This is a genomic window from Sphaerisporangium krabiense (assembly GCF_014200435.1).
In the GTDB taxonomy this organism is placed as follows: Bacteria; Actinomycetota; Actinomycetes; order Streptosporangiales; family Streptosporangiaceae; genus Sphaerisporangium; species Sphaerisporangium krabiense.
Genome location: NZ_JACHBR010000002.1, coordinates 164,334 through 180,201, shown reverse-complemented (window position 1 = coordinate 180,201; position 15,868 = coordinate 164,334). Strand labels below are relative to the sequence as shown.

At 71.9% G+C, this 15,868-nt stretch carries 11 protein-coding genes; 4 read left to right on the top strand and 7 right to left on the bottom strand.

What is annotated here, in order from left to right:
• Nucleotides 1-6: 6 nt before the first annotated feature.
• On the bottom strand, nt 7-2,079 hold the full coding sequence (locus tag BJ981_RS28870; RefSeq protein WP_184616587.1) for a DNA gyrase/topoisomerase IV subunit B: 2,073 nt from the start codon (nt 2,077-2,079) through the stop codon (nt 7-9).
• 242 nt (nt 2,080-2,321) lie between these two features.
• On the opposite strand from BJ981_RS28870, the gene BJ981_RS28865 reads away from it, so the two are divergent.
• Complete coding sequence (locus BJ981_RS28865; RefSeq protein WP_184616586.1) at nt 2,322-2,546, top strand: DUF7455 domain-containing protein; 225 nt, start codon at nt 2,322-2,324, stop codon at nt 2,544-2,546.
• A 228-nt stretch (nt 2,547-2,774) separates the two neighbouring features.
• Here the strand turns inward: BJ981_RS28865 and BJ981_RS28860 are convergent, their stop codons facing one another.
• The gene (locus BJ981_RS28860; protein WP_184616585.1) at nt 2,775-3,527 is read right to left on the bottom strand and encodes a GNAT family N-acetyltransferase; all 753 of its coding nucleotides are present in this window, start codon (nt 3,525-3,527) and stop codon (nt 2,775-2,777) included.
• Between the two features lie 79 nt (nt 3,528-3,606).
• Between BJ981_RS28860 and yaaA the strand changes: the two genes are divergently transcribed.
• On the top strand, nt 3,607-4,386 hold the full coding sequence (gene yaaA, locus BJ981_RS28855; protein WP_184616584.1) for a peroxide stress protein YaaA: 780 nt from the start codon (nt 3,607-3,609) through the stop codon (nt 4,384-4,386).
• 118 nt (nt 4,387-4,504) lie between these two features.
• Here the strand turns inward: yaaA and BJ981_RS28850 are convergent, their stop codons facing one another.
• The gene (locus BJ981_RS28850; RefSeq protein WP_184616583.1) at nt 4,505-6,214 is read right to left on the bottom strand and encodes an RNA polymerase sigma factor; all 1,710 of its coding nucleotides are present in this window, start codon (nt 6,212-6,214) and stop codon (nt 4,505-4,507) included.
• A gap of 235 nt (nt 6,215-6,449) precedes the next feature.
• Nucleotides 6,450-8,540 carry a SpoIIE family protein phosphatase gene (locus BJ981_RS28845; RefSeq protein WP_184616582.1) on the bottom strand — a complete coding sequence of 697 codons (2,091 nt, stop codon included), beginning with the start codon at nt 8,538-8,540 and terminating at the stop codon, nt 6,450-6,452.
• A gap of 488 nt (nt 8,541-9,028) precedes the next feature.
• Here BJ981_RS28845 and BJ981_RS28840 point away from each other — a divergent pair, with 488 nt between their 5' ends.
• Together BJ981_RS28840 and BJ981_RS28835 are read left to right on the top strand one after the other, a co-directional pair.
• Entirely contained in the window at nt 9,029-9,322 is a 294-nt protein-coding gene (locus tag BJ981_RS28840; protein WP_239139561.1) for a hypothetical protein, read from the top strand.
• Nucleotides 9,323-9,492: 170 nt separating this feature from the next.
• A complete protein-coding gene (locus tag BJ981_RS28835; RefSeq protein ID WP_184617633.1) occupies nt 9,493-11,064 on the top strand; it encodes a hypothetical protein in 1,572 nt (523 codons plus the stop codon).
• A 15-nt stretch (nt 11,065-11,079) separates the two neighbouring features.
• Here BJ981_RS28835 and BJ981_RS28830 read toward each other — a convergent pair whose 3' ends face one another.
• The 3 genes from BJ981_RS28830 to BJ981_RS28820 form a co-directional block, all read right to left on the bottom strand.
• Complete coding sequence (locus BJ981_RS28830; RefSeq protein WP_239139560.1) at nt 11,080-12,849, bottom strand: ABC transporter family substrate-binding protein; 1,770 nt, start codon at nt 12,847-12,849, stop codon at nt 11,080-11,082.
• A 76-nt stretch (nt 12,850-12,925) separates the two neighbouring features.
• Nucleotides 12,926-14,959, bottom strand: coding sequence for an ABC transporter ATP-binding protein (locus BJ981_RS28825; RefSeq protein ID WP_184616581.1), 2,034 nt, complete (start codon nt 14,957-14,959; stop codon nt 12,926-12,928).
• Complete coding sequence (locus BJ981_RS28820; RefSeq protein WP_184617631.1) at nt 14,956-15,864, bottom strand: ABC transporter permease; 909 nt, start codon at nt 15,862-15,864, stop codon at nt 14,956-14,958. Before BJ981_RS28820 ends, BJ981_RS28825 begins: the two co-directional genes overlap by 4 nt.
• Nucleotides 15,865-15,868: the final 4 nt, after the last annotated feature.

The following is a 15,868-nucleotide window of genomic DNA, read 5'->3' as shown; positions in this document are numbered from 1 at the left end:
GCGGGCTCAGGCGTCGATGGCGTCGCGGTCGACCTCGGCCGCGCTCCCGACGATGAACTCGCGCCGCGGCGCCACCTCGCTGCCCATCAGCAGCGCGAAGATCTGCTCCGCCGCCTCGGCGTCCTCGATGCGGACGCGGCGCAACGTGCGGTGGCGGGGCTCCATCGTGGTCTCGGCGAGCTGGTCGGCGTCCATCTCGCCGAGGCCCTTGTAGCGCTGGATGGGATCCTTCCAGCGCTTGCCCCGGCGCTCCAGGTCGCGCAGGACGCGGTGGAGCTCGGCGTCGGAGTAGGTGTAGACGTATTTGTCCTTGCCGCGGCCCGGGTTGGTGATCTCGATGCGGTGCAGCGGGGGGACGGCGGCGAAGACACGCCCGGCCTCGATCATGGGCCGCATGTAGCGGTGGAACAAGGTGAGCAGCAGGCAGCGGATGTGGGCGCCGTCGACGTCGGCGTCGGCCATCAGGATGACCTTGCCGTAGCGCGCGGCCTCCAGGTCGAAGCCCCGGCCCGAGCCGGCGCCGATGACCTGGATGATCGCGGCGCACTCCGCGTTCTTCAGCATGTCGGCCACGGAGGCCTTCTGCACGTTGAGGATCTTGCCGCGGATCGGCAGCAGGGCCTGGAACTCCGAGTCGCGCGCCGCGCGGGCCGTGCCGAGGGCCGAGTCGCCCTCGACGATGAACAGCTCGCTGCGGTCGACGGCGTCGCTGCGGCAGTCCACCAGCTTGGCCGGCAGCGCCGAGTTCTCCAGAACGCTCTTGCGGCGCTGGTTGTCGCGATGCTCGCGGGCGGCGATGCGGGCCTTGGCCGCCGCGACGATCTTTTCGAGGACGGCGCGAAGCTGCAGCTTGTGGGCTCGCCTGGTGCTGGCGAAAAGCTCCTTGAGCTCGCGCGACACCACGTGCGAGACGATGCGGGAGGCCGCGGAGGTGCCGAGGACCTCCTTGGTCTGACCCTCGAACTGCGGCTCTGGCACCCGCACGGTGACCACCGCGGTGAGGCCCTCGAGGATGTCCTCCTTGGTGACGGGATCGTCACCGTTCTTGAGCAGGCGGGTCTCACGGAGCTGCTCGTTGATCGTGCGCACCAGGGCGCGCTCGAAGCCGCTGACGTGGGTGCCGCCCTTGGAGGTCGCGATCACGTTCACGAACGAGCGGACCGTGGTGTCGTAGCCCTTGCCCCAGCGCACCGCGACGTCGACGGTGAGCTCGCGCTCGACCTCGGTGGAGGTCATGTGCCCCTGCTCGTCGAGGACGGGGACGGTCTCGTGGAAGTGGCCCAAGCCCTGCAGCCGCATGACGTCGCAGATGGGTTCGTCACGGGCCAGGAACTCGGTGAACTCGGAGATCCCGCCCTCGAAGCGGAACTCGTCCTCCACGACCTGCTCGAGGCGGCTGTCACGCACCGCGATCGTCAGGCCGGGCACCAGGAAAGCGGTCTGCCGGGCGCGGACGTGCAGCTCGTCCAGCGAGACCTCGGCCTCGGCCAGGAAGATCTGCTTGTCGAGCCACCAGCGGACGCGGGTGCCGGTGGCCTTGGCGCGCGTGGCCCCGCCGTCGCGGAGGCCGGACTTCTTCTTGAACTTGGCGGTGGGGCCGTCGCCGTCGAACACGCCGGGCACGCCGCGGCGGAAGCTGATCTCGTGCACGCGGCCGTCGAGGTCGACCGCGACGTCCAGCCGGGCGGACAGGGCGTTGACCACCGAGGCGCCGACGCCGTGCAGGCCGCCGGAGGCGCCGTACGCGCCGCCGCCGAACTTGCCGCCGGCGTGGAGCTTGGTGTAGACGAGCTCGACGCCCGCGAGGCCGCTCTTGGGCTCGATGTCGACGGGGATGCCGCGGCCGTTGTCGCGGACCTCGATGGAGCCGTCGGGGTACAGCTCGACCTCGATGCGGTCGCAGAAGCCGACCAGGGCCTCGTCGACGGCGTTGTCCACGATCTCCCAGAGGCAGTGCATGAGGCCGCGGCTGTCAGTGGACCCGATGTACATCCCGGGGCGCTTACGGACGGCCTCCAGGCCCTCCAGCACCGACAGGTGACGGGCGGTGTAGCCCGTCTCCGTGCTCACTGCGGTCACTCCCACTCCCACCGATCGAACATGTGTGCGTAGCCTACCGTCTTTTTGATGTTCCGCCGTGCCTAGAGTGCCACCATCAGGGGGTTCCGTGGCAGCCGGAGCCCCATCGCCATCACTTAACGACACATTCTGCTCTCGGCGTATCCGGAAGGCGATTGGGAACGTCCGCATCGGGTTAGATGTTGTCCCAAGTGACTGACGCCAACATCCCCACGTCAGTGGGGTGACCCGAAAGGCGATACGTGACTGGAGCTCTCGCCCCCACCAAGCCGCTTACCGCCGTCGACCGTTGCGACCGGTGCGGCGCTCAGGCGTACATCCGCGCTTCTCTCCCCATGGGCGGGGAGCTGCTGTTCTGCGCACACCACGGGCGCCGCCACATCGCGGCCCTGCGCGAGAAGGGCGCCGACATCCAGGACGAGTCGGCGCGCCTGAGCGAAACCCCGACCCCTACCGCGGAGCGGTGACGCAGGTCCCCGCCCCGATCTCATAAACCGACAATCCATGACCGACCGATAGTGCCCCGGCGCGGTTCCGGCCGTGCCATCCGAGGGCTTGATCGGCCGGTATGTCGTCAGATGGAAGGGCTCGCCCTTCCTCCCGCTCCCGGACACCGGCGTGCCGAAACCGCGGCCGCCGGTGGGGGGAGTGGAGATCAGCCGGAACGGCTCATGCCGAGCGACATGACGGACACGTCAGGTCTCCTCCCGTGAGCGCACCCGGTAGTGGTAGCCGCCTGCCCAGGTGAAGCCGTGTCGTTCGTACAGCGCGACGGCGGCCGCGTTCGAGGCGATCACCACCAGGTAGGCGCGCACGGCGCCGCGGGCGCGGCCGTCCGCGGCCAGGGCACGCAGGACGGCGCCGCCGAGCCCCTGCCTCCGGGCCTCGGGCAGCGTGGCCATGCAGTAGACGCCCAGCGTGTCGCCCTGCAGGACGGAACGGCCCACCGCGACCACCCTGCCGTCCCGCCGCAGCCCGGCGTACGTGGCGGGGACGCCGCCCAGGATGCCCGCCGCCGCGGCCAGGCCCTGATCACCGAAGCGCCCGTCCACGGCCCACCAGGCCGCGAGCCACTCCCGCGACGCCTCGCCCGCCAGTTCCACCTCGCCGTCCGGCGAGAACCCCCGGGCCACCGATGCCACGGACGCGGTCATGTACGCCGTGCGGTCCACCACGCGGTAGCCGCGCGCCTCCAGGTGATCGTCCAGCCCCGCGGGGGCGCCAGGGCCCATGGAGAAGACGCACGGCAGTCCCCGCGCGGCGTAGAACCGCTCGGCCGCCTCGATCGCCGCGCCGACATGCTCGGGCTCACCGAGCGGCAGCACCGAGTTGGCCCGTTTCGTCACCCCCGAGGCGTGCCGGAACACCCACCCGCCGAAGCGCTCCTGGCACGGCGCCGGCCACGCCCGGTGGACGAGCTCATCGAAGTCCAGATTCTCCAGGGTCATCCCGGCACCCTAAACCCTCCCCTGACCTCGGCCCCCACCCCCGAGGCAGGACGGCGCCCCTCCCCTAGACTGCGGATTCATGCTCATCTTGTTGCCGCCGTCCGAGGGAAAGGCCGCCAAGGGCAGCGGCGCTCCGCTGGATCCCGACGCCCTGAGCTTCACCTCGCTCGGCTCCGCCCGCGAGAAGGTGCTCGACGCTCTGGAGGCCCTCGCGCGCGGCCCCGAGGACGAGGCGCTGGCGGTGCTCGGCCTGACGCCGGGGCAGGCCGATGAGCTGGTCAGGAACCGCGGGCTGCGCACGGCCCGCACCCTCCCCGCGTCCCGGCTCTACACCGGAGTGCTGTACGACAACCTGGGCCTGGCGTCGCTGAGCACGGCGGGCCGCCGCAGGGCGAACCGGTCGGTGATCGTGTTCTCGGGGCTGTGGGGCGCGCTGAGGCTGTCGGACCGGGTTCCCCCCTACCGCCTCTCGATGGGCGTGCGCCTGCCTCCTGTCGGCGGCCTGGCGGCCTACTGGCGGCCCGTCCTGACCGAGGCGCTGGCCGAGGCCGCGGCCAAGGAGGCCAAGGGCGTGGTGATCGACCTGCGGTCCTCGACGTACGCGCAGGCGTGGCCGCCGGGGCCCCGAGGGGTGACGGTGCGGGTGCTCCGCGAGGCCGACGGCGTCCGCTCGGTGGTCAGCCACATGGCCAAGGCCACACGCGGGGCCATCGCCCGGTCGCTGCTCGAGTCCGGGGCGACCCCCCGCACCCCTCACCAACTGGCCGGGATTCTCGCCGATCTCGGGCATGTCACCGAGCTGGGGCCGGAACCCCGCGCGGGCCGCCCGTGGACGCTGGACGTGATCACCAGCGAGTGACCCGTGTTTATGCGTTCGTGACCGCATTCAGCCGGGAACACGCCGGGTCACCCCCTCACATCCGGGGTGACCGGGCACGACGAAGGCCCCCGCCGGAGCGGGGGCCCGTCAAGCCTCGTCAGTCGAGGTAGTCGCGCAGGACCTGCGAACGCGACGGGTGGCGCAGCTTGGACATGGTCTTGGACTCGATCTGGCGGATGCGCTCGCGCGTCACCCCGTAGACCTTGCCGATCTCGTCCAGCGTCTTCGGCTGGCCGTCGGTGAGGCCGAACCGCATGGACACCACGCCCGCCTCGCGCTCGGACAGGGTGTCGAGCACGGAGTGGAGCTGCTCCTGCAGAAGGGTGAAGCTGACGGCGTCCGCGGGGACGATCGCCTCGGAGTCCTCGATGAGGTCGCCGAACTCGCTGTCGCCCTCCTCACCGAGGGGGGTGTGCAGGGAGATCGGCTCGCGGCCGTACTTCTGGACCTCGACGACCTTCTCGGGCGTCATGTCGAGCTCGCGGGCGAGCTCTTCGGGGGTGGGCTCGCGGCCCAGGTCCTGGAGCATCTGGCGCTGGACGCGGGCCAGCTTGTTGATGACCTCGACCATGTGGACCGGGATGCGGATCGTGCGCGCCTGGTCGGCCATGGCGCGGGTGATCGCCTGGCGGATCCACCAGGTGGCGTAGGTCGAGAACTTGTAGCCCTTGGTGTAGTCGAACTTCTCGACCGCGCGGATCAGGCCCAGGTTGCCCTCCTGGATCAGGTCCAGGAAGAGCATGCCGCGGCCGGTGTAGCGCTTGGCCAGGGAGACGACCAGGCGGAGGTTGGCCTCCAGCAGGTGGTTCTTGGCGCGGCGGCCGTCCTCGGCGATCCACTCCAGCTCGGCGCGCACGTCCACCGGCAGGCGCTCGCCGTCGTTGGCGAGCTGCTCCTCGGCGAAGAGGCCGGCCTCGATGCGCTTGGCGAGCTCGACCTCCTGCTCGGCGTTGAGCAGGGGGACCTTGCCGATCTGCTTCAGATAGTCCTTCACCGGGTCGGCGGTGGCGCCGGCGGCGGCGACCTGCGCCACGGGGGCGTCGTCGTCATCGTCGGAGAGGATCAGGACCTCGTCGTCGCTCTGCGCGCCGGGTTCCGGCTTGGGCTCCTCTTCGGCCTCGGCCTCGGGCTCCGCTTCGGCCTCCGCCTCGATCTCGGTGTCGGCTTCGGCGTCGGCTTCGGCCTCCACCTCGGCGTCGATGTCGAAGTCCTCGAGATCGAGGTCGCCCTCGATGTCGATTTCCTCATCGTCGTCGGAGGAGACCTTGGGCTTGGTTTCGATCTTGGGCGATGGCGACGCGGGCACGGCGACCTCCGGCTTGGCCTTCTTGGCGAGGGCGGCAGGGGTGGCGACCTTGGCGGGAGCGTCAGGGGCGGGCGCGGCCTTCTTCACCGGAACGGCCTTCTTCGCCGCCGGCTTCTTGGCGGCCGGCTTCTCGGCCGGCGTCGCCGCCTCGTCCCCGGCACCGCTCACCACGGCCGTGACGGTATCGGGCTGCTCCTTGGCCGCCGCGGTGGTGGCGGTCTTTGTCTTCTTGACGGGGGCGGCTGTGCGACGCTTGGCCGGTCCACGAGACCTCTTCGGCGCCGCCGAGTCCGCAGCGGTCACCACGACGGTCACACCCTCCTTGCTGAGGCTCCGCAGGAACCCAGCGGCGTGCGACATCGGGATGTCCGCCTCCTCGAAGGCCTTGCGGACATCCTCAGACTCGAGGAAACCCTGCGAGCGCCCACGCTCGATGAGCCGCTGAATGACGGGCTCGTTCAGCTCAGACGGCTTCGAGCGAGTCGAACTTGCAGGCGACACGAACACCTCTCGAACGAACGCGTGGTGAGAATGGACCCAGGTGCCCGCTAGGGGCGCTTGCTTCTATCGTGACGGCCCGTGCGAACCGCGACGCACCTGCCCAGCATTGTGGCATGACCCCGCAGTCCATACGGCCGCCTCACAGCGGTTGCCTTCCACCCTAGGCCGACCGGAACAGTAGTGCGTACGGAAGCGGGTCACCGATACCCGAAAGCAACCCTTATGACTGTTTCATTCAGTCACTCTTTGTGGCGGCCGGCACGTGAACGGCGAGCACTGTGACGCCATCGTCCTGCTCATACCCCGCCAGCATCCTGTCCACCAGGAAGTCAAGCAACATATGCGGATTTCCTAGGACTTCAGGGGGTGCTTCCGCGACGACGGCCGAAAGTTCCGCCAGACCGGCGTCCAGCCCTCGCTTGCGATTCTCGACCAGACCGTCGGAGTAGAGCACCGCCGTGTGCCCCGGCGGGACGCAGAACCGGAACTGCTTGCGGACGGTCGGCCAGCCGAGCGGGGTGCCGGGCTCGCCGTCGGACAGCACCCCGACGCCCTGCGGGGACACCAGCAGCGGCGGCGGGTGCCCGGCCAGGGCGAGGGTGCCCTCGCCGGTGCCGGGCTCGACGACCATGTAGGCCAGGGTGGTGACGGCCTCCTCCTCCTCGGTGGCGTCGAAGACCCGGTCCAGACCCGTCAGCACGGCCGCGGGCGGCGGGTTGGTCAGCGCCAGGGCGCGCATGGCGTTGCGGATGCGGCCCATGCCCGCCGCGGCCTTGACGCCCTTGCCCATGACGTCGCCGACGACGGCCGCGACCCGGGCGTCCTGCAGCACGAACGCGTCGTACCAGTCGCCGCCGACCTGGACGTGCCTGCTTCCCGAGCGGAAGCGCTGGGCCAGCACCAGACCGGGGATCACCGGCAGCCGGTCGGGCAGGAGGCTGCGCTGCAGGGTCTCGGCCGTGCGGTGCTCGCGCTCGAACAGCGTGGCCCGCTCCACGGCGAGCGCGCACTGGCCCGCCAAGGCCTCCAGGAAGACGCCGTCCTCCTGGGAGATCTTCTGCGGGCGGGTGAAGGCGAAGCGCAGCGCCCCGAGCGCGCGCCCCGCCGCCAGCAGCGGCAGGCCGACCCAGGCCCGCTCGTCGCTGTGGGCGAGGAACCCCGAGATCACCGACTCGTCCGCGCCGGCCTCGACGAGCTGGGCCTTGAGGCTCTCGGGCGACTCGGCGAAGACGGGCCTGCGGCTGTTGACGGCGATGGTCATCACGCTGGACTGCGAGAGCGGGATCTCCTCCCCCGGGGTGTCGGGGAGCCCGCCGCTGTGGGTCATCTTCAGCGTGGCGCGGTCCAGGTCGAGCAGGGCCACCGCCGACTTGTCGGCGGCCAGGGCCGTGCGGCCGACGTCGATGATGACCTGGACGACCTGCTCGACGGTGAGGGCCTCGGCCAGCAGGGCGGTCGCGCCCTGGAGGCGGGCGGTGCGCAGGGCGGCGGCGCCGAGCTGGTCGGTCAGCCGGCCCCGCATCTCCTCCGCCTCGCGCTGCGGGGTGACGTCGGTGTTGGCGCCGACCCACTCGATCACGCGGCCGTGGCGGATGATCGGGACGGCGCGGACCTCGAAGTGGCGGTAACCGCTCGCCCGGGTGCGGACGCGGTAGCTCCACTCGAACATCGTGCGGCCGCGCAGCGCCTCGCGCCAGGCCTCGTCGGCGGACTGCCGGTCGTCGGGGTGCACGGCGTCCAGCCAGCCGTACGCCAGGTACTCCTCCAGGCTCTGGCCGGTGATGGCGCGCCACTGCGGGGCGTCCTCGACGACGGCGCCGTTGGGCGAGGTGATCCACACGAGCTGCTGCTGTGACTCGACGAGCGAGCGGTAGCGCTCCTCGCTGCGGCGCAGCTCCTCTTCGGTGAGCTGGCGCTCGGTGACGTCCACGCCGAACAGGGCGACGCCCGCGACCGCGCCCTTGTCGCCGTGGATCGGGTAGAAGGAGAGGCTCCAGTGGCGCAGCTCGCCGGCGGGAGACATGCCGCGGTAGCGCTGGTCGCCGCCGGCGACGGCGCGGTGCTCGCCCACGACCCTGCGCAGGGCGGCGTCCACCAGGGCGGAAAGATCGGCGGAGAGGATCTCGGACGCCGTGCGGCCCGCGTGCTCGTCGGCCGCGACGCCGCTCAGGTCGGCGAAGCTCTGGTTGACCCGCAGGAACCTGGCGGACGTGTCGAAGAACGCGAAGGCGAAGGGAGCCTCCGCGAGCAGGCCCTCGAACAGGGCGGGGTCTGAGATGTCCACACCCGACTCCCGGGGACGGGGCACGGAGGTGTCGGCGCTCATGGTCGGCACCTCCGTCGCGTGCCAGGGTCTCCCACGAGGCACATCTCCATAACTGTGATTGGCAGCGCAGAACTGCACTACATCATCGGTGATGGGCACGCGCGGACGGAAGCCCCGGCCGCGATGCGGTCAACGCATCCTGTCAAAAACGCGCCGCTGTGTGCAGCGAGATCGGCCGACTTTCTCGGCGCCCGGCGCTGGGCGCGCCGGAACTTCCCCAGGTCGATCAAGCTGTCACCTTCCCGTCGTCCTTGAGGGAACGGTACCGTTTCGTGCCGGGCGGCGTGGCACATCCGCGGACCGGACACGCTCGGGGACCAGCTTCCCACGAGCGGGGCCTCTGTGGTGCCGGATGTGCCGGGTAACCCTTACGCCGCGAGGGGTTGACACTCGCGTGATTCGGGATGGAATGGGTACGCACGCCCCCTAAGAGCACTGGCCCGGGGGATGGACGTCCCCCGGCTCACCGGAGGGATGCGAAACCGCCCATGCCTGCTCTTGCGACGCGGCACACCGGGCCGGGCCCCGAGCGGCCTCGCGAGCCCAGCTCCCTGGCGGGGGCGCGCGAGCTCGTCAGCGAACGCCTGTCCGGCGAGTTCGCGACGGTACGCACGGAAACGGTCGAGCGATGCGTGGAGGACGTGTGGGCGTGCGCCGCCCATCTGGGCCTGGAGGTCTCCGCGCCCGCGGTGGAGCGCATCGCGCGCGAACACCTGCGCGCGCTGGCGGCCTCGGCCCCGCTCGCCGGCCGCGAAGGTGACATTCTTCGCACCGTCCGGTGACACTCGCGGGCCACGGCGGCCCGCAACCGGGGATTTCGGGTAACAGCGGGGTCACCACACGGCGTTCCTCGCGCCGTTCGAGCCCGAAATGCGAGAAGGTAAGGGTCGTGAGCCGCCGACGACGCCGAGACCCCAGGGGGACACCGCCGCCGGACGACGTTTTCGCGGAGATGCTCGTGGCGGCGCGCGAGCTGCTCGCCGTGCGCAGCCCCCTGGACGCCGAGCTGATGGTCTCCGACATGCTGGGCGCGTGGTGGGGCAGGCGCTTACGCCGCGGCGACGTGGAGGAGTTCCTGGGCGAGGGCCTGGTCGACTACGCGGCCAAGGCCGGCACGCCCGCGGCGCTCACCCTGCTGATCGCGATCGCCTATCTCGGCACCGCGCGCCAGGCCGCCAAGGCCGAGGGCGCCGCGCTGGCGCTCATGGAGTCCGACGTGGCGCGGCCCCGCTGGGCCGAGCGGGTGGGGGCGGTCAAACCGCAGGGCTGCTACGTCTCCAGGGACGCCTACGGCGACCAGGACACGGTGGTGTGCACCTTCGCCTACCGCGGCGTGCCAAGGACCGGCACCGCCGGCGCCGCCCCGGAGGAGCCGGGCGGCGCGGCGCAGGGCCCCGCCGAGGATCCGCACGCCCTGGTGGTGATCGTCGACTACAACATGCGCGGCATGGCCCGTGACGCGTGGGTCTCCTCGCAGGTCGACACCCTGCTGGAGAAGGCCGGCATCGAGGCCGCGGGCAACCCGATGCTGCGCTTCGAGGAGCTGGAGCCCCAGCAGGCCCGCGCGCTGCTGGAGTTCGCCATGAAGGCCACGGCCGAGGGGCTCGGCCGCAAGCCGGCCACCATCGTCAGCGACGGCTACAGCGCCTACCACGCCTTCGCCCGGGCCCGGATCAAGGCGTTGCCGCCGGGCCGCAAGCGCCCGGCCCCGCTGTTCAGCGAGGCCCCCTACAGCCGCGACCGCCGGGCGATGCTGGCGGCCGAGTTCCTGGCCTCCGACGCCGCCGAGCACCTGTCGGACCCCTCCGCGGCGTCCCGCTGCGCCGACCACATCATCGACTACGGCTGCGACCAGGACTTCAACCGGCCGCTGCGGGTCAGCCCCACCAAGTGCGAGACGTTCCTGCTGGACTGGCTGCCGCGCAAGGTCCTGCTCGACCCGGCCGAGCAGGACGCCATGCCGCACGTCCTGCTGTCCTGGGTGCGCTTCGCGGCCCCGAGGACCGGCCTGCCCGAGGAGGGCCTCAGGGCCACCCTGGACGCCGTCTACGAGGCCATGGGGCGCTTCACGGAGGCCTACCGGGATCCGACGACCTTCGGCCTGGACCGCTCCTTGGTGCGGCGACTGCTCCCGGACGGCGATCTGTCGGCCCTGGCGCGGAGGGCGTTCGCCTTCCCGTTCCTGGAGGGCATGCGCGGGGACGTCGACCTGTCGGCGCTGCACCCGGCCGAGGACGCCGACCGGCGCATCCTGCTGGAGATCGACCACGCGGCCGAGCGCGACCGCCCCGACTTCGCCGAGCACCTGGCCTGGCACGAGGAGATCGCCACCCGGCTGTGGAACGGCGACCCCGAGCAGATGTGGGAGGCCGCGCAGCGCCTGCTCGACCTCGGCCACGACCGTCACGACGTGCTGCACGTGCTGATGGAGATCGCCGAGCGCATCGGCGACCACCCGGACGAGCTGGCCGCCGCGCTGGACGACATCGCCGACATCCCCGACGAGCCGCCGCCCGGCCCTTAGGGCCCGGCGGCCGCGTCAGCGCAGGAAGCCGATGTCGGCGTACTTCAAGGTGTAGAAGCCGGGGGCGCCGATGTTGGCCAGGCGCGCCTTGACCCCCCAGTTCTGCGGGCGCTGGTACAGGGGCAGCACGTTGACCTTCTGCCAGATCAGCCGGTCGGCCTCGTTGGCGTAGGCGTGCGCCCGCTCGGGGTTGAGGTCGGAGGAGGCCCTGCGCATCGCCGTGTCGATCTCGGGGGACCCTGACCTGCCGAAGTTGGCGTTCCACTGCACCTTGCCGCCGGGGCCCCGGGTGGCGTCGGCGTAGGTGCCGTAACTGCTGGAGATCGGGAACGGCGTGCCGATGTAGGAGAACGGCGCGATGTCGAAGTTGCCGGGGATGATGTACTTCGCGAAGAAGTCGTCGCTCGGGACGGACTGGATCGCCACCTTGACGCCGATCTTGGCGAGCATGGCCTGGGTCAGCTCGGCCTCGGTCTTGCTCAGCGACAGCCCCGACGGGATCACGAACCGCACGCTGAGCTCGCGGCCCCCCTTGACCCGGGACGGGCTCGCCCGGTGCCACCCGGCCGCGTCCAGCAGCCGCTCGGCCTTGGCCGGGTCGTACTTCCCGAGGCCGCCCGCGTTGTCCTGGTAGCCCTCCTGGGTGTTCATGAAGAAGTGGTTGTTCAGCGGGGCGGTGTTCCAGTCCAGCCCCTGCAGGTCCGAGCGGGTGATCGCGGAGCGGTCCAGGCCGAGGACGACGGCCTGCCGCACCCGGGGGTCGGCCAGGGCGGGGCTCTCGCCGTTGAAGGTGAAGTGCCGGAAGTCCGGGCCCGCCGCCTGGCGGATGACGGCCTCCCTGGCGTTCCTGGCCCTGGCGTAGTCCGGCGCGGACGGCCCGATGTCGAACACGTCCAGTTCGCCGTTGGTGAAGGCCCCCACCAGCGCGTCGGTGGCCAGCGACCGATAGATGATCTTGTCGAGCTTGGCGCGGCCGCCCCACCAGTGGGGGTCACGGACGATCGTGATGGTCTTGGCCGTCGGGTCGAAGGAGCCGAACCGGAACGGTCCCGCGGTGACGGGGACGCGGTTCAGCCAGCCGGTGTTGAACGCCTCGGGGGTGGCGTTGGTGGACCTCGGATACAGCGGCCAGAACAGCGCCTGCCACTCGCTGAAGGGGTTGGCGAAGGTGACCAGCACCTCGTGGTCGCCGTCGCCGCGCCGCACGCTCGCGATGTCCTGGTAGCCGGTCGTCGAGGCGACGTGGTAGTCCAGGTTGCGGCCGTTCAGGGCCTTCCACTGCGCCTCGAAGTCCTGCCAGGTGATCGGCCTGCCGTCCGACCAGCGGGCCCGGGGGTTGAGCTTGTAGGAGACCACCTGGCGCGGGCTGGTGGCGATCACCCGGGCGTCCAGCACGTAGTCGGTGTTGGGCGTGGCCGCGGCCTTGTCGTCGGAGCGGAACGCCGCCGGCATCAAGGCCTCGATGACCTTCCTCACCTCGGCGAGGTTGCCGTCGACGTGGTTGAGGTTCCACTGGGTGGGGAACTCGGTGATGCCCCAGCGCAGCGTGCCGCCGTCCCTGACCCGCTCGCGCGGCGCCGGGTTGATGTCGTACGACTTGGTGGTCGCGGGCGCCCCGGCGGGCGAGGCGCCGCCGGCGCCCCCTCCCCCGCATCCGGCCACGGGCAGCAGGGTCACCAGGACGGCCGTCAGCGCCGCGACCGGCGCGCGCCGCCGCCGCCCGCGCGCCGGCGCCGGTGGTGTCGTGGGTGGTGGGTACGCCGAGGGCGCGGGCGGCACTGTCACGTTCTCCTCCAAGATCGTCAATGGGAATCACCGGGGCTCATCGGGACCCCGAGTGGCCGGGGACGGGTCCGCGCCGCTAGACGACGCCGACCCTCTCCGCGTAGTGGCAGGCGGCCCCCTGATCGCCGCCCATCGGCCGGACCTGCGGCTCCTCCTCCACGCACCGGACCCGCCGCGCGTCGGTCAGGGCCTTGAACTTCGGGCAGCGGGTGCGGAACCGGCAGCCCGACGGAGGGTCGGCGGGGCTCGGCAGGTCGCCCTCGAGCAGGATGCGGCGGCGCTCGCGCTCCTTGTCGGGGTCGGGGATGGGCACCGCCGACAGCAGGGCCTGGGTGTACGGGTGGGCCGGGGCGCCGTAGACCAGCTCGACCGCGCCGATCTCGGCGATCCTGCCGAGGTACATCACGGCCACGCGGTGGGCGATGTGCCGCACGACGGCCAGATCGTGCGCCACGAACAGGTACGACAGCCCGAGCCGGTCCGCGAGCTTGGACAGCAGGTTGACCACCCCGGCCTGGACCGAGACGTCCAGCGCGGACACCGGCTCGTCCAGGATGACCAGCCGGGGCTCCAGGGCGAGGGCCCGGGCGACGGCCACGCGCTGGCGCTGGCCGCCCGACAGGTCGCGCGGGTAGCGCGCGGCGTGTGCGGGGTCGAGCCCGACCAGGCGCAGCAACCGGCGGACGCGGGGGCCGGTGTCGGCGCGCCCGTGGGTGATCAGCGGCTCGCCGACGATGTCGTGGACGGTCATGCGGGGGTCGAGCGAGGCCAGGGGGTCCTGGAAGACGACCTGGAGGTCGCGCCGCACGGCCATCCGGTCGCGGGGGGTGAGCGCGGCGGTGTCGCGCCCGAACACCACGACGCGGCCCTCCTGGGGCCTGGCCAGTTCCAGGATCTCCATGAGGGCGGTGGTCTTCCCGCAGCCGGACTCCCCCACCAGGCCCAGCGTCTCGCCCTCGCGGACGTCGAAGGAGACGCCGTCCACGGCCCGCACGGTGCCGACGCGACGCCGGAACACCGCCCCTCTGGTCAGGGGATGGTGCTTGACCAGGCCGTCGACCTCCAGCACCACCGACCCCTGGCGGGGCGGCGGCACGCGGACGCCGGGGGCGGGCGCCGGCGCGGCCGGGCGGTCGGCGATCTCGCCGGCGCGCAGGCAGGCGGCCCGGTGTCCCGGCCCGACCTCGGCCGGCGGAGGCTCGGCCGCCGCGCAGGCGGCGACGGCCATGGGGCAGCGCGGCCGGAACGGGCAGCCCGAGGGCAGGGCCGCGGCCGACGGCGGGGACCCCTCGATCGGCGTCAGGGGGATCTCCCGTCCGGTGTCCAGGCGCGGCACCGAGCCGAGCAGGCCGATCGTGTAGGGCATGCGGGGGTGGTGGTAGACGTCGTGGACCGCGCCGGACTCGACGTACCGCCCCGCGTACATGACGAGCACGCGGTCGGCGAGGCCCGCGACCACGCCCAGGTCATGGGTGATCAGGACGATGGCGGCGCCGGTCTCACGGCGTGCCTGTTTCAGCACCTCCAGCACCTGGGCCTGGATGGTGACGTCCAGCGCCGTGGTCGGCTCGTCGCACAGGATGACGTCGGGGTCGTTGGCGATGGCCATGGCGATCATCGCGCGCTGGCGCATGCCGCCGGAGAACTCGTGGGGGAAGGCCCGGGCCCGTTGCCGCGGGTTCGGGATGCCCACCAGGTCGAGCAGCTCGACCGCGCGCTCGGCGGCCTGCCGCCCGCTCGCCCCCCGGTGGACGCGGACGGCCTCGGCGATCTGGTCGCCGACCCGGTAGACCGGCGTCAGGGCCGACAGCGGGTCCTGGAAGATCATGGACATCGCCGCGCCGCGGACCGCGGCCAGCTCCTTCTCGCGCGCGCCGAGCAGCTCCCGGCCGTGCAGCAGCACCGATCCCGCGACCTTGGCGTGCCGCGGGAGCAGGCCCATGACGGCCAGGCAGCTCACCGACTTGCCCGACCCCGACTCGCCGACGACGCCGAGGATCTCGCCGGCCGCCACCGAGTAGTCGATCCCCCGCACCACCGGGACGTCGCCGAAGCGGACCTCCAGGCCGCGGACCGCGAGCACGGGCTCGTCGCCGGCCCGCCCGGTCATGTCCCGCCCCCCGCGCCGGGGTCGAGGGCGTCGCGCAGCGCGTCGCCGACGAGGTTGACGGCCAGGACGGCGAGGACCAGTCCCCCGGCGGCGAACCAGAACGTCCACGGCGCGTACAGGGCCGTGCGGGAGCCGTCGGCGATCAGCGCCCCGAGCGACACGTCCGGCGGCTGGATGCCGAAGCCGAAGTACGACAGCGTCGTCTCGGTGAGGATGGCGGCGCTGACGTTGAGCGTGGCGTCCACGACCAGCAGCGAGGCCAGGTTGGGCAGCACGTGCCGGTAGATGATCCTCGCGGGCGGCACGCCCATGAACCGCGCCGCCTTGACGTACTCGCGCTCCTTGATCGCCTTGGTCATGCCCCGGACGATCTTGGAGGTGACCATCCACAGGAACAGCGCGAGCATCAGCGCGAACAGCAGCAGCCGGCCCGCCGCGAGCAGCGGCGACATGATGGCCAGGATCAGGAACGCCGGCAGCACGAGCAGCAGGTCGGCCACCCACATGAGCGTGCGGTCGGTCCAGCCGAGGAAGTAGCCGGCGAACGAGCCGACGACCGCCGCGACCGCCGTCGACACCACCGCGACCAGCAGGCCCACGGTGAGCGACTTCTGCGCGCCGCGCAGGGTGAGGGCGAAGACGTCCGAGCCGGTCTGCAGCGTGCCGAACCAGTGCGACGCCGAGGGCGGCCGCATGAAGGCCGAGAAGTCCATGTCGGTGTAGGACCAGGGGGCGACGAGCGGCCCGGCGAAGGCGAGCAGGAACAGCAGGGCCAGCAGCGCGAAGCCCAGGCGGCCCTGCCGCGTGCCGAAGAACCGCGCGGCGACCACCCGCGCCCGGGAGGGGACGCGCCCGCTCCCGGCGTCCGCCGCGATCTCGGCGTACTCCTCCTCCGGCAGCGTCATCATG

Excerpts from the sequence above, each read along its gene's own strand:
- BJ981_RS28845 (WP_184616582.1), bottom strand. The coding sequence starts at position 8,540 with ATGAGCGCCGACACCTCCGTGCCCCGTCCCCGGGAGTCGGGTGTGGAC.
- yaaA (WP_184616584.1), top strand. The coding sequence starts at position 3,607 with ATGCTCATCTTGTTGCCGCCGTCCGAGGGAAAGGCCGCCAAGGGCAGC.
- BJ981_RS28840 (WP_239139561.1), top strand. The coding sequence starts at position 9,029 with ATGCCTGCTCTTGCGACGCGGCACACCGGGCCGGGCCCCGAGCGGCCT.
- BJ981_RS28825 (WP_184616581.1), bottom strand. The coding sequence starts at position 14,959 with ATGACCGGGCGGGCCGGCGACGAGCCCGTGCTCGCGGTCCGCGGCCTG.
- BJ981_RS28860 (WP_184616585.1), bottom strand. The coding sequence starts at position 3,527 with ATGACCCTGGAGAATCTGGACTTCGATGAGCTCGTCCACCGGGCGTGG.
- BJ981_RS28835 (WP_184617633.1), top strand. The coding sequence starts at position 9,493 with ATGCTCGTGGCGGCGCGCGAGCTGCTCGCCGTGCGCAGCCCCCTGGAC.
- BJ981_RS28820 (WP_184617631.1), bottom strand. The coding sequence starts at position 15,864 with ATGACGCTGCCGGAGGAGGAGTACGCCGAGATCGCGGCGGACGCCGGG.